The 23,143-nt window shown below is 40.3% G+C and carries 15 protein-coding genes and 1 tRNA gene; 8 read left to right on the top strand and 8 right to left on the bottom strand.

Features of this window, described 5'->3' with window-relative positions; genetic code table 11:
* Position 1: 1 nt before the first annotated feature.
* A tRNA-Ser gene (locus AC3Z9T_RS01885) sits at positions 2 to 89 on the bottom strand.
* A 215-nt stretch (positions 90 to 304) separates the two neighbouring features.
* Here AC3Z9T_RS01885 and rcsD point away from each other — a divergent pair.
* Both rcsD and rcsB read left to right on the top strand, forming a co-directional pair.
* Entirely contained in the window at positions 305 to 3,016 is a 2,712-nt protein-coding gene (gene rcsD, locus AC3Z9T_RS01880; RefSeq protein WP_490124508.1) for a phosphotransferase RcsD, read from the top strand.
* A 1-nt stretch (position 3,017) separates the two neighbouring features.
* Positions 3,018 to 3,668: a response regulator transcription factor RcsB gene (gene rcsB / locus AC3Z9T_RS01875; protein ID WP_070929256.1), complete on the top strand. Its 651-nt coding sequence runs from the start codon at positions 3,018 to 3,020 to the stop codon at positions 3,666 to 3,668.
* A gap of 71 nt (positions 3,669 to 3,739) precedes the next feature.
* Here rcsB and rcsC read toward each other — a convergent pair whose 3' ends face one another.
* Positions 3,740 to 6,574 carry a two-component system sensor histidine kinase RcsC gene (rcsC, locus tag AC3Z9T_RS01870; RefSeq protein WP_490124507.1) on the bottom strand — a complete coding sequence of 945 codons (2,835 nt, stop codon included), beginning with the start codon at positions 6,572 to 6,574 and terminating at the stop codon, positions 3,740 to 3,742.
* Positions 6,575 to 6,724: 150 nt separating this feature from the next.
* The gene (gyrA, locus tag AC3Z9T_RS01865; protein WP_490124506.1) at positions 6,725 to 9,328 is read right to left on the bottom strand and encodes a DNA topoisomerase (ATP-hydrolyzing) subunit A; all 2,604 of its coding nucleotides are present in this window, start codon (positions 9,326 to 9,328) and stop codon (positions 6,725 to 6,727) included.
* Between the two features lie 342 nt (positions 9,329 to 9,670).
* On the opposite strand from gyrA, the gene ubiG reads away from it, so the two are divergent.
* The 4 genes from ubiG to yfaE all read left to right on the top strand — a co-directional run bounded on the left by ubiG (position 9,671) and on the right by yfaE (position 14,444).
* Positions 9,671 to 10,393, top strand: coding sequence for a bifunctional 2-polyprenyl-6-hydroxyphenol methylase/3-demethylubiquinol 3-O-methyltransferase UbiG (gene ubiG / locus AC3Z9T_RS01860; RefSeq protein WP_490124505.1), 723 nt, complete (start codon positions 9,671 to 9,673; stop codon positions 10,391 to 10,393).
* 342 nt (positions 10,394 to 10,735) lie between these two features.
* Complete coding sequence (gene nrdA, locus AC3Z9T_RS01855) at positions 10,736 to 13,027, top strand: class 1a ribonucleoside-diphosphate reductase subunit alpha (RefSeq protein ID WP_490124504.1); 2,292 nt, start codon at positions 10,736 to 10,738, stop codon at positions 13,025 to 13,027.
* 11 nt (positions 13,028 to 13,038) lie between these two features.
* The gene (gene nrdB, locus AC3Z9T_RS01850; protein WP_490124503.1) at positions 13,039 to 14,175 is read left to right on the top strand and encodes a class Ia ribonucleoside-diphosphate reductase subunit beta; all 1,137 of its coding nucleotides are present in this window, start codon (positions 13,039 to 13,041) and stop codon (positions 14,173 to 14,175) included.
* 2 nt (positions 14,176 to 14,177) lie between these two features.
* Positions 14,178 to 14,444 (top strand): class I ribonucleotide reductase maintenance protein YfaE, encoded by a 267-nt coding sequence (gene yfaE / locus AC3Z9T_RS01845; RefSeq protein WP_490124502.1) that lies wholly within the window; start codon positions 14,178 to 14,180, stop codon positions 14,442 to 14,444.
* 53 nt (positions 14,445 to 14,497) lie between these two features.
* Here yfaE and AC3Z9T_RS01840 read toward each other — a convergent pair whose 3' ends face one another.
* Positions 14,498 to 15,838 (bottom strand): anaerobic C4-dicarboxylate transporter, encoded by a 1,341-nt coding sequence (locus AC3Z9T_RS01840; RefSeq protein WP_490124501.1) that lies wholly within the window; start codon positions 15,836 to 15,838, stop codon positions 14,498 to 14,500.
* Between the two features lie 486 nt (positions 15,839 to 16,324).
* Between AC3Z9T_RS01840 and tyrP the strand changes: the two genes are divergently transcribed.
* Complete coding sequence (tyrP, locus tag AC3Z9T_RS01835) at positions 16,325 to 17,485, top strand: tyrosine transporter TyrP (RefSeq protein ID WP_490124500.1); 1,161 nt, start codon at positions 16,325 to 16,327, stop codon at positions 17,483 to 17,485.
* A gap of 71 nt (positions 17,486 to 17,556) precedes the next feature.
* On the opposite strand, the gene AC3Z9T_RS01830 is transcribed toward tyrP, so the two are convergent.
* Positions 17,557 to 18,105: a YfaZ family outer membrane protein gene (locus AC3Z9T_RS01830; protein WP_490124499.1), complete on the bottom strand. Its 549-nt coding sequence runs from the start codon at positions 18,103 to 18,105 to the stop codon at positions 17,557 to 17,559.
* 324 nt (positions 18,106 to 18,429) lie between these two features.
* Here AC3Z9T_RS01830 and AC3Z9T_RS01825 point away from each other — a divergent pair, with 324 nt between their 5' ends.
* Positions 18,430 to 19,869 (top strand): catalase, encoded by a 1,440-nt coding sequence (locus tag AC3Z9T_RS01825; protein WP_490124498.1) that lies wholly within the window; start codon positions 18,430 to 18,432, stop codon positions 19,867 to 19,869.
* Positions 19,870 to 19,895: 26 nt separating this feature from the next.
* Here the strand turns inward: AC3Z9T_RS01825 and menE are convergent, their stop codons facing one another.
* From menE to menB, 3 genes are read right to left on the bottom strand one after another with little or no spacing between them, the layout of a single operon-like run.
* Entirely contained in the window at positions 19,896 to 21,326 is a 1,431-nt protein-coding gene (gene menE / locus AC3Z9T_RS01820; RefSeq protein ID WP_490124497.1) for an o-succinylbenzoate--CoA ligase, read from the bottom strand.
* Positions 21,314 to 22,285 (bottom strand): o-succinylbenzoate synthase, encoded by a 972-nt coding sequence (gene menC / locus AC3Z9T_RS01815; protein WP_490124496.1) that lies wholly within the window; start codon positions 22,283 to 22,285, stop codon positions 21,314 to 21,316. The genes menE and menC overlap by 13 nt, the downstream gene beginning before the upstream one ends.
* Positions 22,285 to 23,142 (bottom strand): 1,4-dihydroxy-2-naphthoyl-CoA synthase, encoded by an 858-nt coding sequence (menB, locus tag AC3Z9T_RS01810; protein ID WP_490124495.1) that lies wholly within the window; start codon positions 23,140 to 23,142, stop codon positions 22,285 to 22,287. The genes menC and menB overlap by 1 nt, the downstream gene beginning before the upstream one ends.
* Between the last annotated feature and the right edge of the window lies 1 nt (position 23,143).

Genomic DNA, 23,143 nt, shown 5'->3' with positions numbered 1-23,143 from the left:
TTGGCGGAGAGATAGAGATTCGAACTCTAGGATGGTTACCCATCGGCGGTTTTCAAGACCGCTGCCTTCGACCGCTCGGCCATCTCTCCATGGGGCGCGATTATGGAGGAATCACGTCCCCTTGTCTACCCCTGAAAGTAAAAAAATTGATTTTTTTGTTTCGTTTGGCTAATCTTCATTCAATTGTTCTCTATTACATAGCAAAAGTGTTAATATCTGTGCAGAATAGGTGTATCAAACCTTTATAGGCGTATGATTTTTAATCAATTAATATCTTTTTGCCGACAGGACCGTCCACCCAAATATGTACAGACAATCATTAATAAAAACGACACGGCTTACACGTCTATTTTACCTCTTTATCCTCTTGCTGGTGGTGATGCTCTCATTATCGCTATTTAACTCCTATAATTCATGGCTACTTAGCCGCCAAGCCGCCTTAAACACCATGGCAAAACAATTAGCTTATCAATTAGAAGATTATCGTTATCAAGCAAATCTGATTTATAAGTTAGTTAATGAGAAACAGAGCGAAGTAACGTCCGCCTACGCTGAAAACCTGCCATCACATCTCACCAAGATCCGCCATGATGTTTTTTGGCTAAGTAGCGCAAATCAAACTATTGATGCTATTTTATTTGGTAGCGATAAACCACGGAATACTCAACTTGCTAGCAAACTAGCTGATTATATGGAAATCGTGTGGGGCGCTCGTAATGAATATAATTCTATGTACTACCTCAATGGCTCAGATAACACATTAGTTTTAGTCACCACACATTCCATTTTAAAACCTGAATTACGTTATAAAGAAAGCTACTTGACGTTAACTGCAGAAGAAAAACGCACGGATATGTTAACGCAATCAACCTTATTAGATAGAAGAGAAATTGTTTCTAATCTGCAAAAATTAACACCAGACAATATTTATTATTATACTTACCGTTTGATGTTCAACTCTCCCGGTCAACTGACTAGTGTGATTTCTTTCGATATCTCAATAAATTCAATTTTACCTTTAAATCTAAAAGGTGATTATTTATCCATATCCCCACGCAATAGTGATACCAGCAAGGGGGCAAATGTTGAAACACGAGGAACAAGCCTCTTATTTGCACATCAAATCGAAGGTAGTAATTATCAAGTTTACTACAAAGTTCCTCTAAAAGACGTGGTTGTTGGCGTTATTGGTTATAATCTCTGGCTATTAGCCTGCATGCTAGTGATTATATTATTAGTTCTTTCTACCAGTATTTTTATCCGTAAACGTATCATTTCCCCCAATTCGGCGATGTTACATGAACTAAATCTCAAAGATAATATTAATCACGATATCATTAACAATATTAGTTATGGCATTTTGGTTTATGATTTTTCTAGCAATAAAAAGCTACTGAGCAATAGCGTTGCCAATCCCCTACTTCCTTCGATGGATCTCAGCCATATTAAGGAATTAGCGATAAATAATCATGATGTAATCCAAGTTTCGATTGAAAATAATATTTATGAAATCGCTTTGGTGCACATCACTATGCTTGAAGATACCTATCTCTTCATCATTGTTGATAAAGATAAGGAAGCATTAACCCAGCGACGTCAAGAGCTTGCGAACCGTGAATATAAAAAAAATATTCAGTTAAGAAAAGTTGTTTTTGAAAATATGCAGGCTGAAATTCAACCATCATTGGACGAATTAAATAAAGCGGTTGAAGGTCTACGTCACTCCTCTGACGTGCAAGAACAAGCGTTTATTGAGGCAATTTTATTGCAAACTGATTATGTGAACCGCTGGTTTAATAATATTAATCTATTAAATTCAATGGAATCTTCAACAGGTAAATTACGATTAGATAAAGTTTCTGCAACTTTGCTGGTTAGCCAATTTTTAAGACAAAATATTTTGAAGTTGAAAAATAAAGGGTTAGCACTTTATTTTTATAATAATATCAATCCTGATTCATTATTCAGTTTAGATATCAATTGTTTTGAGCATCTATTACAGCTAGTCTTGGATTACTCAATTGATACGACAGCATTTGGTAAAATCTCTGTCACTCTTAATTATCAGGACGATATAGATAGTATTGTAATCGATATCAAAGATAGCGGTAATGGTTTAACTAACCAAGAGCTGAGTAACTTTCAACACCCATTCTCTGGTCAAGTGCCTAACTCATCTCAATTTGCACGCTCAGGTGTTACTTTTTACCTGTGTAGAGCAATCAGTAAGAAAATGGGTGGAAGCTTTACAATCAATAGTAGCTCTGCTATTGGTTCCCATTACAAAATCAGTTTACCCATAAAAACAGCATTGATAGAGAAAAACTATCCAACCTTACTTGAAGACATCCATATACGCCTAGCTATACACAATCTTGATGCATCACGTATTGTCAGAAACACCTTAACTAATTATGGTGCTGTATTTTTAGAGTTGCATGAAAGTTCACCTCATGCTGATTGGGATTTATTGATAACAGATAATGATGATAATACGTTTAAAGACATTATAAAAATTTCAGGAACCGCTTCAGGTGTCAACTCAGTCACATCACACGAACTTGAAGTAAACTATAACTTTGCAGATGAACTGATTGATGCTATATCTTTGCTAATTGAATACTCAGAATCTGGAAGCGATAGTTTAGATCATACTGGTGGCATTTCATTCTCCGACTACGACAACGCCCCAGCAGCTGATAACTCAATAGAAAACATACTGCACACTTATCAAAATGCTTTATCAAATAGCGACTATAAGGATTTGTTCATCACAACAGTACCGATAGATATTAATAAACTGTATAATAGCGAAAGTGTTGAGGATTTAACCGAATTGAAAAACACAGCACATCGTTTAAAAGGAGTTTTTGCTATGCTAGATTTTAGGTTCCTTCATAAGCTTTGTGAAGATTTGGAACTATACATAGCAGAAGAAAACAGCTTGAAAATAAGTAAGTGCATTAGAGAACTGGATCTTTCAGTAAGAAGACTAATGCCAGAAGGTAACCAATAATATGAATAACCTAAATGTCATTGTTGCCGATGATCATCCTATTGTTCTTTTCGGTATCCGAAAGTCACTCGAACAGATTGAATGGGTCAATATCGTTGGTGAATTTGAAGATTCGACGTCTTTAATTAATAACTTGGCACGTTTAAACGCCGATGTTTTAGTCACTGATTTATCAATGCCAGGCGATAAATACGGTGATGGTATTACGTTAATTAAATATATCAAACGTCACTACCCTGATCTTTCTGTTATTGTTCTGACCATGAACAATAACCCTGCGATTTTAAGTGCTATTCTCGAGCTGGATATTGAAGGGATCGTACTGAAGCAAGGCGCACCTGCTGATTTACCTAAAGCATTAGCGGCATTACAAAAAGGTAAAAAATTTACCCCAGAGAGCGTAAGCAAACTGCTAGAAAAAGTAAATGCAAGTGGCTATGGCGACAAACGTTTATCACCTAAAGAAAGTGAAGTATTACGCTTGTTTGCGGAAGGCTTCTTAGTGACTGAAATCGCTAAAAAGTTAAATCGCAGCATCAAAACAATTAGTAGTCAAAAGAAATCAGCAATGTTGAAACTCGGTGTCGATAATGATATTGCGTTGCTTAACTACCTGTCTTCTGTCAGCATCGATAATTCATCTTCTGATTAATCGATTGAAACATATAGCGTATATTGAAGAAAAACCCGGTAACTCGGGTTTTTTTCTTTCTAAGCTCAGCACTAGCTTGAGACGCACCTCAGTAAAGTCTCTTTTAATAGTGTAAATTTTGTTGGTTTAGATAAGCAATCATCCATGCCTGCATCAATACATCGTTGTTTCTCTTCCGCCATCGCATTTGCGGTCAAAGCAATAATTGGTATTGTATAACCGGCTTTTCTTAATGCTTTAGCCAACTCGTAACCATCCATATTTGGCATATTAACGTCGGTTAAAATAATATCAATAGAATGGCTTTCTACGTATTTTAGTGCATCAAGACCATCAACTGCAGTACAGGTATTGAAACCAATATTCGATATTTGATCACTCAATAAAATTCGATTAATTGGATGATCATCTACTATCAGTACCTGATAAGAGCACAGTGATACATCGATTTCATGTGAGCTAGCTTTACTGCTCTCTTCTTTCTGTGTGTTTCCTAATGTCGTTTTTGAAATAATTTTATCAATAACAAAAGGTAATTTTTCATTCTGATAAGTATTGTATAGCCACCTATTTAGTGAAACTTCACGTAAATCACCGACATATAAGTTACATAGCTGAATTTCATTTTTGCTATTTAACCCATGTAGCTCTTGATTATCAGTGATCACTAAATCATAGTTTGCTGTTTTATCAATTTCATCGCCGATAAATACCATGAAATGACAATGTTTAAGTAGCCTAGCTAAAAAACTAGCTAGGAAGCTATTTTGGCAAACAATAGCAACACGATAATTCAAACGATATTCAGGGATACTGTGCTCAACATACTTTTGCCCATAAAGTGGAATTCGGACAATAAATGAGCTTCCTAAGCCTGTTTGTGAATTAACTTCTATGTCTCCGTCCATTAAGTTAATCAATTTCTCACAAATTGCTAATCCTAAACCTGTTCCTTTATGCCCTACATTATTTTGATCATAAACTTGGAAAAACGGATCAAATAATTGCAGGACAACTGCATGAGACATGCCTATCCCTGAGTCTTTTATCTCGATTTTTAAATAGTTCTGATCACGCCATACATAAAAGACAACAAACCCTGAATCGGTGAATTTAATACTATTATTAATGATGTTTGAGATCACCTGCTGTAGGCGTACTGCATCATTAAACAATAAATCAGGTACATCTGGCTCAATATAGGAATACAAGGCAATACGTTTCTTAGCAATTAGTGGTAGATAATTCGCTAAAACAAAAGCAAATACATCACGACAGTTGAATAACTTATTCTCAATCTTGAGCTGCTTAGACTCTATTTTTGAAAAATCTAATATGTCGCTGATAATCTGTAATAGCAGTGATGATGAATTATCCATTGTCGTGACGAGGCGATGAGCTTTATCAGATAGTTCAGTTCTTTGTAATAACTCAATATTACCAATAATTCCATACAGTGGCGTGCGTAACTCATGGCTAACGGTTGCTAAGAACATTGATTTAGCATGGTTGGCTTGCTCCGCTGCATCAGCAACATCTTGCAGTGATTTTTCCATCTGCACGCGTATACTAATATCAATCAGAACACAAATTGCCACATCTTCATTTTGATAACGTGAGTTTACAAAGCTAATTTGTAAATGAGTGCGGCTACTTGTCACAACATCAATATAGTTACTCGATTTTTGGCGAATGATAGTTAATATTCGCTGTTTATCATCTTCACTTAATAAACGAAAATAATCATGGGCTAATTCATTACTTAAAATATTTCCGCCATCGCTCAAGCGTAAGATAATGATACCTACAGGGGCAGAAGCGACAATTTTATGGTTAAACTGTTCATGTTCTTCAAGTCGAATAGCCGTATTCGCAGCTGGAACTAACATTTTCTTTTCTAATAACCAAATTAGGAAAAAGATTAAACAGCCAGTGAAAATGTTGATGATAATACTATAAAAAATAGTCGCTTTAAGCTCAGCCAATATCTCAATGGTTGGCACAGCATAAATAACCGTCATCAATGATGGTGTTAAACGCTTTTTGAATATCAGCTTTGAGTAATCAGAGTTAAAACCAAAAAAACTTGGTTCTGTGATAGAAAGTAAGCTTGAATTTTTCGGGTTTGAATCTATAGGGTAATATAAAACAGGTTGGTTATAAGAGTTTACCACTACAGCTTCAATTGATTTGTTATAGCGCTGATTAAATTGATTTAAATTTATTGTTCTCTCTAAACCAATAAAGCCTAAAAGCTTACCTTCTGAGTAGATAGGCTGAATAAGATAAAGTTGCCCAGTATCCGTTTGAGCACCATGCACAATGGTATATAGACTACGCTCTTGCCCTTGCAATCTTAAACTTTGATAAGAACGGACATTTTCATAACCAATTTTTTTGAGCACTTCAATATCCGATACCGTTGTACGGATAGGATAATCCATCATACAGTAGCTTTTTGAACCTATTACATAGATATGATTTAGCCCTTGAGGGGCAGCAATACTATCTTTCCAAAAATAGATCAGTTGCTCAAATGCAGTCAAATAAGCATTAGTTTGTTGCTTAAAATATTCACAATCTGCTTCAGAGGATAGTGGATATAATGAATAAGCACCTGTTGCAGGCAATCTAACGAAATCAGGCTGAGTTTCTAGTTTCTCTTCATGCTGTTCGGTCATAAACTGAATCGAACGCAATGTTGTTCCAGTTTGTAAAATAAACCCCTGCATGTTTTCAAAGCCTGAATAGAACTGTTGGCGTATATCAGACTTGCTTTCATTAAATTGGGTATAAAGAAAGAATAATGTAATAAAAACACCCATTCCCCATAGCATTAAGCCTAGGATACGGAATAAATCACGGGATAACCTTAATGACGTCCTAAATGATGGTAAATATCTCAATCTTTATCCTAAATAGGGGCTATATACTGTTATTGAGTATACCTGATACAACTTACAAAAAGCGATAACTGTTAGAATGACTGACCGTAGATAGCAAAACGGGCGGTAAAGTACACCGCCCGTTTTGTTCACGCTAATAACATGCGCACTTTACTCAGGTGTGTTAGCATCTGCATCGCTGCTAGAGGCATTATCAGCCCCTTCTTCATCAGAGGTTTCATCATCCTCTGTTTCTGCTACACGTTGCAAACCAACGACCTTTTCATCTTCAGCCGTTCTAATCAAGGTAACCCCTTGAGTATTACGACCAACAACACTTACCTCAGATACACGAGTACGAACGAGCGTACCCGCATCAGTGATCATCATAATTTGATCGGTTTCATCAACTTGGATAGCACCAACCACATTACCATTACGCTCACTCACCTTAATTGAGATAACACCTTGAGTTGCACGTGATTTTGTTGGGTATTCTTGCTCTGCCGTACGTTTACCATAACCATTTTCCGTTACCGTCAGAATATGGCCTTCGCCCCGTGGAATGATCAGTGAAACGACTTTGTCTTCATCCACTAAACGAATACCACGCACACCTGTTGCAGTACGACCCATAGGGCGAACCGCATCTTCAGCAAAACGAACAACCTTACCTTGGGCTGAGAACAGCATAACTTCGTTTGAACCGTTGGTTAAATCAACACCAATTAGTTCATCGCCTTCATTAAGATTTACGGCAATAATACCCGCGCTTCTTGGGCGACTAAAGTCTTGTAGAGGTGTTTTCTTCACAGTACCGCTTGCGGTTGCCATAAAGACATAATAACCCTCTTCATATTCACGCACTGGTAAGATAGCCGTAATACGTTCATCTTGTTCAAGAGGCAGCAAGTTAACAATTGGCCGGCCACGTGCGCCACGGCTGGCTTCAGGTAATTGATAAACCTTCATCCAATAGAGGCGTCCACGGCTTGAGAAACACAATATAGTATCATGTGTGTTCGCAACCAATAGGCGTTCAATAAAGTCTTCTTCTTTAATACGTGCTGCTGATTTGCCTTTACCACCACGACGCTGCGCTTCGTAATCGGACAATGGCTGATATTTCACATAGCCTTGGTGAGACAACGTCACAACAACATCTTCTTGGCTAATCAAATCTTCAATATTGATATCAGCCGTGTTCTCGGTGATTTCAGTGCGGCGAGCGTCATTATACATCTCACGAATGGTTTCTAACTCTTCGCGGATCACTTCCATCAGGCGTTCTGGGCTACGTAGAATAAACAGCAACTCTTCTATTTGTTTCAGAAGTTCACGATACTCTTCCAGCAGTTTTTCATGCTCAAGCCCAGTCAGTTTTTGCAAACGTAAATCCAAAATTGCCTGAGCTTGTTGTTCTGTCAGATAATATTTACCATCATGAACACCAAACTGCTCTTCAAGCCATTCAGGACGAGCTGCATCATCACCCGCACGTTCAAGCATCGCAGCAACATTACCTAGATCCCAAGGACGTGCCACTAAGCCAGCTTTTGCTTCTGCTGGTGTAGGTGCATGACGGATCAATTCAATGATTGGGTCGATGTTTGCCAATGCAACAGCTAATGCTTCGAGGATATGAGCACGCTCACGCGCTTTGCGTAATTCGAAAATGGTACGACGAGTCACTACTTCGCGGCGGTGGCGAACAAAAGCAGCAATGATGTCTTTTAAATTTAGGATCTTAGGTTGACCTTGATGCAGAGCAACCATGTTGATACCAAAAGACACTTGTAATTGAGTTAATGAATATAGGTTGTTAAGTACAACTTCACCCACTGCATCACGTTTGACCTCAATCACAATGCGCATGCCGTCTTTATCAGACTCATCACGCAATGCACTAATGCCTTCGACACGTTTATCTTTAACTAACTCAGCGATTTTCTCGATTAAACGTGCTTTGTTCACCTGATAAGGGATTTCATTAACGATAATGGTTTCACGACCATTTTTTTCGTCAACTTCCACTTCGGCACGAGCACGAATATAAACTTTACCGCGACCAGTTCGATAAGCATCGATAATACCACGACGGCCATTAATAATAGCAGCAGTTGGGAAATCAGGTCCTGGAATATGTTCCATTAAACCTTCAATGCTGATATTTTCATCTTCAATATAAGCAAGACAACCGCTAATAACTTCCCCTAAGTTGTGTGGAGGAATATTGGTTGCCATACCCACAGCAATACCTGACGACCCATTCACCAAAAGGTTAGGGATTTTAGTCGGCATGACTTCTGGGATTTGCTCTGTACCATCATAGTTTGGGACGAAATCAACGGTTTCTTTTTCAAGATCCGCCAACATTTCATGGGCAATCTTCGCCATACGGATTTCCGTATAACGCATCGCAGCTGCGGAGTCCCCATCAACTGAACCAAAGTTCCCCTGACCATCTACCAACATATAACGCATAGAGAAAGGCTGTGCAAGACGAACAATCGTCTCATAAACAGCGCTATCACCATGTGGATGGTATTTACCGATAACGTCCCCGACTATACGGGCAGATTTTTTATAGGGTTTATTCCAATCATTTCCCAATACATTCATCGCAAATAGTACTCTGCGGTGTACTGGCTTCAGCCCATCTCGAACATCTGGAAGTGCGCGACCGACAATAACGGACATCGCATAATCCAAATACGAACTTTTCAGCTCTTCTTCGATATTGACCGGTGTGATTTCTCTGGCAATGTCGCTCATGGAACCACTGTCCCTCATAACTTCGGATTCAAAGGTTTAGAACTATACCACAATTCGCCAATTTAATAAAAAAAATGAGAAGTGAGTATTTGTCTTTCAAGCTATGTATAATAGCCGAAAAATATCTTTATGTGTCCGTAAGCTTTGAGTTTATTGCGTAAGAGCAACAAAAAAACCGTTTATACTACCAGTAAACGTCGATTTTATATTCTAAATCATTCACGGTGCGCTAGGTGACGAGTCAGAATAAACAAAGTCACCATATCTTAACGAAAAACGCTGCAGCTTGAAGTATCACGAATATAATGCTCGGACAGCTATCTAGAAACAGGAGCTCCACTCATGAATGAGTCATCAACCCCAACGTATCAAAACGTCGACCAACAGGAAATTGAAAAATTTGAGGCCATTGCCTCTCGTTGGTGGGATTTAGAAGGTGAATTTGCCCCGCTTCATCGAATCAATCCACTGCGCCTTGGCTATATTATGCAACGTGTCGATGGTTTATTTGATAAAAAAGTGTTGGATGTCGGCTGTGGTGGTGGAATTTTATCAGAAAGCATGGCCCGTGAAGGCGCGAATGTCACTGGCCTTGATATGGGAGCCGAGCCCTTAATGGTTGCTCGCTTACATTCATTAGAGTCCGGGATCCCTGTTGAGTACGTTCAAGAAACCGTTGAACAGCATGCCGATAAATATCCACAAACCTATGACGTTGTCACCTGTATGGAAATGCTTGAGCATGTGCCTGATCCTGAATCCGTCGTTCGTGCTTGTGCTAAATTAGTGAAGCCTGGTGGACACGTCATTTTTTCCACGATTAACCGTAACAAAAAAGCATGGTTAATGGCGGTTATCGGTGCTGAATATGTAATGAAAATGGTGCCAAAAGGAACTCATGATGCGAAGAAATTCATCCGCCCTTCTGAGCTGATTAGCTGGGTCGATGGAACTCAATTAAAAGACAAACATATCATTGGGTTACATTACAATCCATTGAAGGACAAATTCTATTTGGGACCAAACGTAGACGTCAATTATATGCTGCATACATTCAGCGAATAAATAGCAAGCGTTGCGTTTAAGAAACCAGCAAACGAACTCCATTTACAAAATTTATTTTTATCACCATGTATCAAGCTTCGATTAATAGAATTCCTTTTATAGTGCAGCTTACCGACATGGTGATTTTTTTTATCCCAAAAGTTATCCACAGAAGACTCAGATTTGTGCACTTGCTAAAAATGCGTATTAACATTATCTTGTTATTGTAAAATCAACAAACCACTACATATAGTATGTAATTCAGTTCTAACACTACAAGCCTCATAGAGTTACTCTATGGGTTTTTTTATTGTTAGGGGTGCGCTATTGCTATTTTGTAGGCCAACCAAGGTGTACTTGCTCATGAACCAGAGTCTGTTAGTCACAAAACGTGATGGACATAAAGAACGCATTGATCTCGATAAAATCCACAAGGTAATAACCTGGGCCGCAGAGGGCCTAAGTAACGTATCTGTTTCACAGGTGGAGTTACGTTCACAGATTCAGTTTTATGATGGGATCAGAACATCTGATATTCATGAAACCATGATCAAAGCAGCAGCAGACCTGATTACCGGTGATACTCCTGACTATCAGTACCTTGCAGCGCGTCTTGCTATCTTCAACTTACGCAAAAAAGCGTATGGCCAATTTGAGCCACCAACGCTGTATAAACACGTCAAACGCCTAGTTGAAATGGGCAAATATGATAAGCATTTGCTGGAAGACTACTCACAAGCAGAGTTCGAGCAAATGGATGGTTTTATTGACCATTGGCGTGATATGAATTTCTCCTATGCTGCCGTCAAACAGCTTGAAGGTAAGTACTTGGTTCAAAACCGAGTTACGGGTGAAATTTATGAAAGCGCGCAATTCCTGTATATTTTAGTTGCGGCATGCCTATTTTCACATTATCCGAAAGACACGCGCCTTGACTATATTCGTCGTTTCTATGATGCGGCATCAACATTTAAAATTTCATTACCAACGCCAATTATGGCCGGTGTACGTACCCCTACGCGTCAATTCAGCTCATGTGTGTTGATTGAGTGTGGCGACAGCTTAGACTCGATTAACGCAACCTCCAGTGCGATCGTTAAGTATGTTTCTCAGCGTGCTGGGATAGGTATTAACGCAGGTCGTATCCGTGCATTAGGTAGCCCAATCCGTGGTGGTGAAGCATTCCACACCGGTTGTATTCCTTTTTATAAGCATTTCCAAACAGCGGTCAAATCTTGCTCGCAAGGTGGTGTTCGTGGTGGTGCAGCAACACTGTTCTACCCACTATGGCATCTGGAAGTTGAAAGCTTATTAGTATTGAAAAACAACCGTGGTGTTGAAGGTAACCGTGTACGTCATATGGACTACGGTGTCCAAATCAACAAGCTGATGTATGAGCGTTTGATCAAGAACCAAGACATTACATTATTTAGCCCATCAGATGTACCGGGCCTATATGAGGCGTTCTTTGCCGATCAAAATGAATTTGAGCGTTTATATGTAACGTATGAGCAAGATGAAACAATTCGTAAAACCAGTGTCAAAGCGGTTGAGCTGTTTTCATTGATGATGCAAGAACGTGCTTCAACGGGTCGTATCTATATCCAAAACGTGGATCATTGCAACACCCATAGCCCATTCGATCCTCAAGTGGCGCCAGTACGTCAATCTAACCTTTGTTTAGAGATTGCACTACCAACGAAACCATTGAATAACATCAATGATGAAGAAGGTGAAATCGCACTGTGTACATTGTCAGCTTTTAACTTAGGCGCAATTGACAGCCTTGAAGAGTTAGAAGAACTCGCAGTACTGGCTGTACGTGCTCTGGATGCACTATTGGATTACCAAGACTACCCGATCATTGCCGCGAAGAAAGGAGCAATGGGTCGCCGTACTCTAGGTATTGGCGTGATTAACTATGCTTATTATTTAGCTAAACATGGTGTACGCTACTCTGATGGCAGCGCCAACAATTTGACACATAAAACATTTGAGGCCATCCAATATTACCTATTGAAAGCCTCTAACGAGCTGGCAAAAGAACAAGGTGCATGCCCTTGGTTCAATGAAACCACTTATTCACAAGGTATTTTGCCAATCGATACTTATAAGAAAGAGTTGGATAAGCTGACCAATGAGCCCCTGCATTTTGATTGGGAAACATTGCGTAAAGATATTCAACAGTATGGTCTGCGTAACTCAACACTGTCTGCCTTGATGCCGTCCGAAACGTCATCACAGATTTCTAACGCAACCAATGGTATCGAGCCTCCTCGTGGTTATATCAGTATTAAAGCATCGAAAGATGGTATTTTACGCCAAGTGGTTCCTGATTATGAGAATCTGAAAGGCGCTTATGAGTTGTTATGGCAAATGCCTTCAAATAGCGGCTATTTGCAGTTAGTAGGTATTATGCAGAAGTTTATTGATCAATCGATCTCTGCCAATACTAACTATGACCCAACTCGTTTTACCACTGGCAAAGTACCAATGAATCAATTGCTAAAAGATTTATTGCTCGCCTATAAGTTTGGTGTGAAAACACTTTACTACCATAACACTCGTGATGGTGCGGAAGATGTTCAAGGTGATCTGGAGGAAGTTGTTGAGTCAGCTGATTCAGATTGTGAAGGCGGCGCGTGTAAAATTTAATAGGAATTGTCATGTCACATACTTACACAATCTTCTCTCAAAAGAGAAACGACCAATTGCTGGAGCCGATGTTTTTCGGCCAGCCTGTTAACGTTGCTCGCTTTGATCAACAAAAGTATCCGATTTTCGAAAAGTTAATCGAAAAGCAGCTTTCGTTTTTCTGGCGTCCAGAAGAAGTGGATGTTTCACGTGATCGCATCGATTACAATGCATTGCCTGATCATGAAAAACACATTTTCATCAGTAATTTGAAATACCAAACGCTGCTTGACTCTATTCAGGGCCGCAGCCCTAACGTGGCATTATTGCCGCTAATTTCAATTCCTGAATTAGAAACTTGGGTTGAAACGTGGGCGTTCTCAGAAACCATTCATTCACGCTCTTATACACATATTATTCGTAATATTGTGAATGATCCGGCACTGATTTTCGATGATATCGTTGAAAATGAAGAAATTCTGAAACGTGCTCGTGATATTTCAGCGTACTACGACACGCTTATTGAAATGACCAATTATTATCATATGTTTGGTGAAGGTACTCACACCTGCAACGGTAAACAAATTACTGTGTCATTGCGTGCGCTGAAAAAACAACTGTACCTGTGCTTGATGAGTGTTAACGCGCTTGAGGCCATTCGTTTTTATGTCAGTTTTGCTTGTTCATTTGCTTTCGCAGAGCGTGAGCTGATGGAAGGCAATGCTAAAATCATCAAATTGATTGCCCGCGATGAAGCATTACATTTAACAGGCACGCAACACATGCTCAATTTGCTGCGTTCAGGTCAAGATGATCCTGAAATGGCAGAAATTGCCGCAGAATGTGAAGACGAATGCTATAAACTGTTTGTTGATGCCGCCGAGCAAGAAAAAGAGTGGGCTGAATACTTATTCAGTGAAGGCTCAATGATTGGACTCAACAAAGACATTCTGTGCCAATATGTTGAATATATCACCAATATTCGTATGCAAGCGGTTGGTTTAAAACTACCTTTTGAAGCACGTTCGAATCCAATTCCTTGGATCAACGCATGGTTAGTTTCTGATAACGTTCAAGTTGCGCCGCAGGAAGTTGAAGTCAGCTCCTATCTGGTTGGTCAGATTGACTCTGAAGTCAATACTGATGACCTGAGTGATTTTGAACTCTAATTATGGCTAGCCATAAAGTCACCCTGCGGCTTACGCAGGGTGTGCAAATCCCCTACCATACCGAGCTCCATACTAGCTTGCTTGATGCTCTTGAAGACAGCCGTGTCTCCGTCGAGTATCAATGCCGAGAAGGTTACTGTGGTTCATGCAAAGTCATGTTGTTAAAAGGGAAAGTGGGTTACAAACAAAAGCCATTAGCCTTTGTTCAAGAGGGCGAGATCTTGCCTTGTTGCTGCCACCCTCTTTCTGATATTGAAATTAGCCAATAGCAAAAGCGATTACACCACTATCGATGTAATCGCTTTTTAATCATTCAGTTGTATTATAGATAGCCGTATAAACCCGCAAATACCCAGCCAAATACACAGGAAACACCAACACCAATTAAACCCGGCAAAATGAAACTATGGTTAATCACAAATTTACCGATACGAGTTGTTCCTGAGCGGTCAAACTGAATTGCAGCAAGGTCGCTTGGATAGGTTGGTAAAATATAATAACCATAACAAGCAGGTGCTGAAGCAATAATATAAGCAGGGTCAACACCAATACCTAGTGCAATCGGCACCACCGCAGCTAATGCAGCAGCTTGAGAGTTAACAAATTTAGAAACTAATAAAAGAATAACCGCATAGGCCCATGGGAAATCCTTCACTAATGCGCCAAGTGTTCCTTTTATTTCATCCATATGAGCGCCGAACATAGTTTCTGCCATCCATGCAATACCATATACCGCCACAATCGCGATCATCCCAGAGCGAAACACTTCGTTTTTAGATATTTGACTTGGGTTAGTTTTACAAATGATAATAATGAGTGCACCAGCTAATAGCATAAACATTTGGATCACGAGCACCATAGATAGCGGTTTACCATTGACCAAAGGTCTCAGTTCAGAAACCGCACCTAAAATTGCCACAACAGCTATCGATGCTAAGAAAATCCACATTGCTACCCAATTAATTTTGGGTAATTTCTTATCCAACAAGGTAGCACTGTCACCATAAACATATTCATAGTTTTCTGGCACTGAAATAAATTTTTGAAATTCTGGGTCTTTATCTAAATCTTTACCTCTGAACCAGCTAAAAATACCAATAGCCAGTATCCCAATCAGTGTAGATGGAATAGTAATTGCCAATAAATCTAAGAATTCGAGTGATTTGCCATTAATAGTGACGCCATTAAGCATCGCTACCAACGAAACCACCGCAACAGAAACAGGGCTGGCAATGATCCCCATTTGCGCACCAATACTACTTGCCGCCATGGGCCTTTCAGGGCGAATATTATTTTTGATCGCTGCATCATAGATAATTGGCAGAATGGTATACACCACGTGCCCTGTACCACACAAAATGGTTAAGATACAGGTTACAAAAGGTGCAACAATGGAAATGTATTTCGGGTTTTTACGTAATAGTCGTTCTGCAATTTGCAGCATGACATCCAAACCGCCTGATGCTTGCAACGTTGCTGATGCGGCAACAACAGCGATGATAACAAGCATGACATCGACAGGCGGTTTCCCTGGAGGCAAGCCAAAGCCAAACACCAATATGACTAACCCCACCCCACCTAACAGCCCTAATGCCATTCCCCCTTTTCTTGCTCCGTAGAACAAGCAGACAAGAATAATGGCAAGTTGTATCAGAAAGTCCATAAGTTCATCCTTTGATTAATGTTTGCCTACATTATCGGGATGAAAGATTGACAGATTGTTGATTTATATTAATTGGTGAAAGAATTTAATCTTATTTTTCAATGCGATTTTGGTATTGCATCACAAAATTTATCTTAAGTTGCTGACATACTATTCTGTTAAGTATCGATTTCCATATAAATCAGCCGATTACCACATAAATATTAACATTATAAGTGATATACATTCACCTTTCGTGATCTTATTTCATAACTGCAATTGATTAGCTACCAAAAACTATTTGCTGTTATTTTCATCTGTATTGCTCAATAAAAAACCTAGGTGTAAATTTATATTTACACTGATTGTAATTTAGATTTGACAGAAAAAAGTAGATCGCATAATCTGCACAGCTTATTAATCTATGACTTTTAATCAGAGGAATTTGTGAAAAATCGCACGCTAGGTAGCGTTTTAATCGTTGCAGGAACAACAATAGGTGCAGGGATGTTGGCAATGCCACTTGCCGCTGCGGGTGTCGGTTTCACAGGTATCGTTTGTTTACTTGTCGGCTTATGGATGTTAATGAGTTATACCTCATTGCTGTTGGTTGAAGTTTATCAACACAATCCTCCTAATATGGGCCTCGGCTCGGTTGCTAAAAAATACTTAGGCCCAATAGGCCAAATCGTAACTGGCCTTAGCATGCTGCTTTTGATGTATGCACTTACCACCGCCTATATCGGTGGTGCTGGCGTATTGATCTCTGACAGCCTATCTTCTTGGTGGAATGTTCAAATTTCAACCAATAGCGCCATTATTCTGTTTACACTAATTGGTGGTGCAGTAGTTTGTATCGGCACTCACTCAGTCGACTTTATTAATCGCTTACTCTTCACCGCTAAAACAATTTTTTTAGTGATCATGCTGGCAGTAATGATGCCACATGTTGAGTCAGTTAATTTAGCAGCAATGCCTGTTGAAAAAGGCATGATTTTAGCTGCTGTACCGGTGATTTTTACCTCTTTTGGCTTTCACGGTAGTGTCCCTAGCCTCGTCAATTATATGAATGGCGATGTGCGTAAATTACGTATCATTTTTATTACAGGAAGCGCAATCCCTCTAGTTGCCTATATCTTGTGGCAAATCGCGACATTAGGTTCAATTCCATCTAGCACATTTTTGGGTATATTAGCTCAAGAAGCAGGACTTAACGGCCTATTGACTGCGATCCGCGATGTCGTCGCAACACCACGTGTTAATATTGCAGTCAGTCTGTTTATGGATCTTGCATTAGCAACTTCATTCTTAGGGGTAGCACTTGGCCTGTTTGATTATTTAGCTGACTTATTTAAACGCAGCAACCATTTCTTTGGGCGAGTTCAAACAGCATTGTTAACCTTTTTACCCCCATTACTTGCAGCGCTATTCTTCAGTAGTTTTGTACAAGCATTGACTTATGCAGCCGTGGCGCTATCCGTATTAGCGTTGATCATCCCTGCATTATTGACCATGCGAGTGAGAGCAACTGAAAAACCAACAGAGAAACAGACCCACTATCAAGTCAAAGGTGGATCGGCTGTGTTAGCTATTGTATTGCTTTGTGGTATCGCCGTAATTGCGATCCAATTCGCTATCGTAGCTGGTTTTTTACCTAATGTAGGTTAGATATTTCACCGCATAAAAAAGCCCTGTACCGTGGATAACACAGCACAGGGCTTTTAGTTTGCAAGAAACGTTTAGAAGCTTAAACCTGCACCCACATACCAACCATCCGCAATTTTGTTGTTTGGATTATTGTGGCTGCCTTTAATATCGATGATACGGTAACCTGCATCAACAGATAACGGTTTGAATACAGTGTAGCGAGCGCCCACTTTTGCTTCTGTGTATGCATCACTGCCTGAAGTTAATGAAGCTGGTGCACCATAAGCTTCGCCATAAATATTTAATGAAGGCATCACTTGCCAACCTAAACCAGCACCAGCGGCTAGCGCCATGCCATTTTTATTATCTTCAGGAGATAAATACAACGCTTTACCACCAACATAGGCAGAGAATGGGCCCAGCGGTAAACCAAAAGTGGCACCTAAGCTGCCCATTTGACCGTTGTGGTCACTGCGCGCCCACGAACCATCAAATGCCAGTCCAGCACCTTTTGTACCAATACCTGCATTTAATTCAGTATAATGTTCACCTGCACTTGCATTCACAGAGATTGCCTGTGCTGTTCCAACAAACATCAACGATGATGCCGCTGCTGCGGCGAGAAATAATCCTTTACGCATATGATTGCCCCATAAATAGATGTCATATTAGTAATATTACAATATATAATCACTATTCTCAGCAGTTATTACTGTTTTTTACTTTGCTGTTACTAAAAAACAACCAACAACAACCATAATGAGTATTAATTAACTCAACCCAATCTTAAATTTATAATCATTTTTAATTAGTTATCACAGTAATCGGTATGACTAATTAGTTATACTTCAACCAATCAACTATAATTGAATGATAATAATGCATAACTTATCAGTTTGTATGATATAAACTGCATTAAAACGGATTTTTTGGTTTTATTGTCTATAACTTACTGGAGTATTGTGATGAAAAAGAAAGGCCTCACGACTGCGTCTGGCGCACCTGTTGTCGATAATAATAACGTGATGACCGCTGGCCCACGTGGCCCAATGTTGTTGCAAGATGTTTGGTTTTTAGAAAAACTGGCCCACTTTGACCGAGAAGTGATCCCTGAGCGCCGTATGCATGCTAAAGGTTCCGGCGCATTTGGTACTTTCACCGTAACTCATGACATTACACGCTACACTCGTGCCAAAATATTTTCTTCGGTCGGCCAAAAAACCGATATGTTTGCACGTTTTTCAACGGTTGCTGGTGAACGAGGCGCTGCTGACGCCGAGCGCGATATCCGCGGTTTCGCACTGAAATTCTATACAGAAGAAGGTAACTGGGATCTAGTAGGTAATAATACCCCTGTTTTCTATTTGCGTGACCCTCTGAAATTTCCAGACTTAAACCACGTTGTTAAACGCTGCCCTTATAGCAATATGCGTTCAATGGCTTATAAATGGGATTTCTTCTCTCATTTGCCTGAATCCCTCCACCAGCTGACCATTGATGTCAGTGACCGTGGATTACCGCGTAGCTATCGTAATATGCATGGTTTTGGTAGCCACACCTATAGCTTTATCAATAGTGACAATGAACGTTTTTGGGTTAAATTCCATTTCCGTTGCCAACAAGGTATTGCTAACCTAATGGATGAAGAAGCCGAAGCTATTATCGGTAAAGATCGTGAAAGCTCACAACGTGATCTATTTGATGCAATTAATAAAGGCGACTACCCTCGCTGGAATTTGCAAATTCAAATTATGCCTGAAAAAGAAGCTTCAACCGTTCCTTATAACCCATTCGACCTAACTAAAGTTTGGCCACATAAAGATTATCCATTGATTGATGTGGGCTACTTTGAATTAAATCGCAACCCTGCAAACTACTTCTCAGATGTTGAACAAGCTGCATTTAGCCCTGCCAATGTGGTTCCAGGTATTGGTTTCTCACCTGATAAAATGCTACAAGGCCGCCTGTTCTCATATGGTGATGCACATCGCTATCGTTTAGGTGTTAACCACCATCAGATCCCTGTTAACACTCCACGCTGCCCGTTCCATAATTATCATCGAGATGGTGCTATGCGAGTCGATGGCAATAGTGGTAATGGTGTGACTTATGAACCAAATAGCGCTGGCTTGTTCCAAGAGCAGCCTAATTTTAGTGAGCCACCATTAACCATTGAAGGTGCTGCTGACCACTGGAACCATCGTGAAGATGAAGATTATTTCAGCCAACCACGTGCCTTGTATGAACTACTGGATGATGCAGAGCATCAACGTATGTTTAAACGCCTTGCTGGTGAATTGATTGAAGCGTCTGAAGAAACACAAAAGCGTCAAATTGATTTATTTAAAAAGGTTCATCCTGAGTATGGAGCAGGCGTAGAAAAAGCCCTCAACGCACTGAAATAACATTAAATATGTTTTATATCAGGCACCTAAATGGTGCCTGATACGCTCCCTGATACATTTTGCCGCAACACCCAATCTTTGACTTGCTTGCGAGAAACTTTGATACCACTACTTTTTAAATGACTTTCAAGTTGATAAAAATATGCTGGAAATTGATATGGCGCTAGTTTGTCTTTTAGCCAATCCGCAATCTCACTCAATGTTTGCTCATCAATGATATCTATCACCGCCACCCCACGTTGCCCAAATTCTTTATCATCAATCGGTATAATAAAGCTTTGACTGACAGCTGGATGACTATTAATAACTGCTTCTATATCTTCTGGTTGGACACATTCTCCACCACTGATAAATAAATTATCTAATCGCCCAAGAACGTGATATTCACCATCAATATAAGCACCTTTATCATGGGTTTTGAACCAACCATTGAAGGTATTTAGTGGTTTTATTTCTCCATCAAACCAATAACCCAGAGCTTGGCTATGTGACCTAATTTGAATTTCATCATCAACTAACCTGATTTGCTTGCCTCTAAGAGGTAGACCGACTCCTTTTTTACCATTGGCACGTTTAGCACATACAGTAGAAGCCATCTCTGTCATGCCGTAACCACTCCAACAATCAATACCTTGATTTGCGGCTAAATCAGTTAATGAGGTGGGTATTGTTGCACCGCCAAGCAAAACTTGCCTCAAGGTTAATGAAGCGCTTTCTGTTTGTTTGAGCAACCGCCATAATTGTGTTGGCACCAAAGAAGCATGAGTAACGCCTCGTAATGCATCAATTAAAGGGGCTGATTTAATTGCTAATTTGCCACCACGCAGTAACCAGCGCCATAGAATACCTTGCCCAGAAACATGAAATAGCGGTAAAGATAATAACCAACAGTCATATGATTGATAATCCATCGCCTGCAACACACCGTTGGCACTATCAAAATGAGCATGCATGCTATGTAATGCAGCTTTTGGTAACCCTGTCGAACCTGATGTTAAAATTAATGTTGCAGGTTGCGTTATGACATCATCAAAACACGGCAGATGATGTATATGATCATGATGAGCATCATCAATCTCAATAGAGTTTAATTCGAAATATGGCGATGAATTAAGTAATCCATCATCAAAATCGATAACAAAATCAATATTGAGGTGCGGTAGTAAATCTTTCAGCAATAATTCAGGTAGTCGAGGGTTAAGAGGCAATACCTTTGCGCCACAACGCAGTACCGCTAATTGGCTTAATAGAAGTTGTGGATTATTTTTTCCACGTAAGATAACCGTTTGATTACCTCTTACCCCCTGCTGGTAAAAACAGCCTGCTAGCCTAGTTACCTCTTCAGATAACTGCAACCAAGTCAGCGAACCTTCATCTGTTAGCAATGCACTAGCGTTAGGTTGCTGACTGGCCCAGTGTTGCCAAGGCCAGTCAGTAAAAGGTGTTAACTCTGCCATTCGATAGTTAATTCATCAAGTTGCATTACAGGAAGTGTGCTATTTGGCCAAGTCCTAATTAATTGAGACTGAATTAAATCAAGCGTATCTAGCCCAGGGATCGTATGCGGTGTTAACTGATGTGCAATGCGAGCTAATTGGGTTAACCCAAAACTGGTTTCTATCGACGAGCTGATCACCGCCTGCAAACCATGCTGATGTGCTTCACTCACCAATTGGCGACAATAAGCCAAACTACCCGTGAGCGTTGGTTTGATCACTATCGCCGCTACCCCAGCCTGCGGCTCGACTTTGAACTCAGGCTCCCGAACGCTTTCATCCCACGCAATCGCAATACCGGTATCTGCAGCATATTGCAGTGATTCCTCTCGCGTTTTGCAAGGCTCTTCAAGAAAGTCGATGCGGTTGCGATATTCAGGGTTCACGTATTTTGCAAAACCGTCAGCTTTGGCACGGGTCCAGCTGCGATTTGCATCAAGACGTAATTTCAAGTCAGGCACCGCTTCCAATAATAAATTAGTGACCATGCCATCACGTACAGCCTCATACAATCCAACTTTGACCTTAGCAATTTTCTCACCTTCCATTGCATCAAGGCGTAAAATAAGATCGTCAGGGTCACCGCTACATAATGGTGCTTTACGGTAGTCTGCTTGCTCAGGTAATTCCCCTAACAGTTCAGCTAGTGCACAGCTGCAACCAAAAGCGACCGATGGCAAAGCACTATCGGTCAAAGGTTGCCCGTTTACCCACCCAATCAACTGCTGTTTCGCTTCGTCAGTGGCTTCTGCCAATGTTTCTTGACTAAACTCAGGAAGAGGAGATATTTCCCCCCAACCCACTCTTTCCCCATCCTGTAAGCGAACCAGCAACCCATCACGAGTTTTTAGGCGTTGGTAACGCAGGATAACGCCTGCCTCCATCGGCAGGCTAAACGCGTAAAGTGTTGCCTTACGCATTATGGATTACGCTTATATTTAGAGAAGTCAGGCGCACGTTTTTCATTAAACGCATTACGACCTTCTTGACCTTCTTCGGTCATGTAGAACAGCATGGTTGCATTACCCGCTAGCTCTTGCAAACCTGCTTGTCCATCACAATCTGCATTGAGAGCGGCTTTCAAACAACGTAATGCCATTGGGCTGTTTTCTAACATTTCACGACACCAACGCACCGTTTCTTTTTCCAAATCTGCATAAGGAACAACGGTATTCACTAGCCCCATATCCAATGCTTCTTGCGCATTGTATTGACGGCATAAGAACCAAATTTCACGTGCTTTTTTCTGACCAACGATACGAGCCATATAAGAAGCGCCCCAGCCACCATCAAAAGAGCCTACTTTTGGCCCTGTTTGACCAAACATGGCATTTTCTGCGGCAATCGTTAAGTCACACATCATATGTAATACATGACCACCACCGATGGCAAAACCTGCGACCATCGCAACCACTGGTTTTGGACAAGTACGAATTTGGCGTTGAAAATCCAATACATTAAGGTGATGTGTACCACTTTCATCACGGTAGCCGCCGTAATCGCCACGGATTTTTTGGTCACCACCCGCACAGAAAGCTTTTTCACCTGCCCCCGTTAAAATAATGGTACCAACAGTGTCATCATAACGAGCATCAGACAACGCTTGGATCATCTCTTTCACTGTTTGTGGACGGAATGCATTACGTACCTGTGGACGGTTAATGGTAATTTTTGCTATCCCTTCAGGTGATTTATGATACAGAATATCATCAAACCCTTCGGAGCAATCTTGCCATTCAATCGGAGCATAGAGTTTTTCTTCGCTAGGATAAATCATT

It is taken from the genome of Providencia sp. 6390 (assembly GCF_058148425.1).
The sequence above is the reverse complement of the archived record's forward strand: the minus strand, read 5'-3'. Positions and strand labels throughout refer to the sequence as shown.

Coding starts and splice junctions, on each gene's coding strand:
- nrdA (WP_490124504.1), top strand. CDS start 10,736: ATGAACCAGAGTCTGTTAGTCACAAAACGTGATGGACATAAAGAACGC.
- rcsB (WP_070929256.1), top strand. CDS start 3,018: ATGAATAACCTAAATGTCATTGTTGCCGATGATCATCCTATTGTTCTT.
- rcsD (WP_490124508.1), top strand. CDS start 305: ATGTACAGACAATCATTAATAAAAACGACACGGCTTACACGTCTATTT.
- menB (WP_490124495.1), bottom strand. CDS start 23,142: ATGATTTATCCTAGCGAAGAAAAACTCTATGCTCCGATTGAATGGCAA.
- menC (WP_490124496.1), bottom strand. CDS start 22,285: ATGCGTAAGGCAACACTTTACGCGTTTAGCCTGCCGATGGAGGCAGGC.
- menE (WP_490124497.1), bottom strand. CDS start 21,326: ATGGCAGAGTTAACACCTTTTACTGACTGGCCTTGGCAACACTGGGCC.
- AC3Z9T_RS01840 (WP_490124501.1), bottom strand. CDS start 15,838: ATGGACTTTCTGATACAACTTGCCATTATTCTTGTCTGCTTGTTCTAC.
- gyrA (WP_490124506.1), bottom strand. CDS start 9,328: ATGAGCGACATTGCCAGAGAAATCACACCGGTCAATATCGAAGAAGAG.
- tyrP (WP_490124500.1), top strand. CDS start 16,325: ATGTTGGCAATGCCACTTGCCGCTGCGGGTGTCGGTTTCACAGGTATC.
- AC3Z9T_RS01830 (WP_490124499.1), bottom strand. CDS start 18,105: ATGCGTAAAGGATTATTTCTCGCCGCAGCAGCGGCATCATCGTTGATG.
- nrdB (WP_490124503.1), top strand. CDS start 13,039: ATGTCACATACTTACACAATCTTCTCTCAAAAGAGAAACGACCAATTG.
- ubiG (WP_490124505.1), top strand. CDS start 9,671: ATGAATGAGTCATCAACCCCAACGTATCAAAACGTCGACCAACAGGAA.
- AC3Z9T_RS01825 (WP_490124498.1), top strand. CDS start 18,430: ATGAAAAAGAAAGGCCTCACGACTGCGTCTGGCGCACCTGTTGTCGAT.
- yfaE (WP_490124502.1), top strand. CDS start 14,178: ATGGCTAGCCATAAAGTCACCCTGCGGCTTACGCAGGGTGTGCAAATC.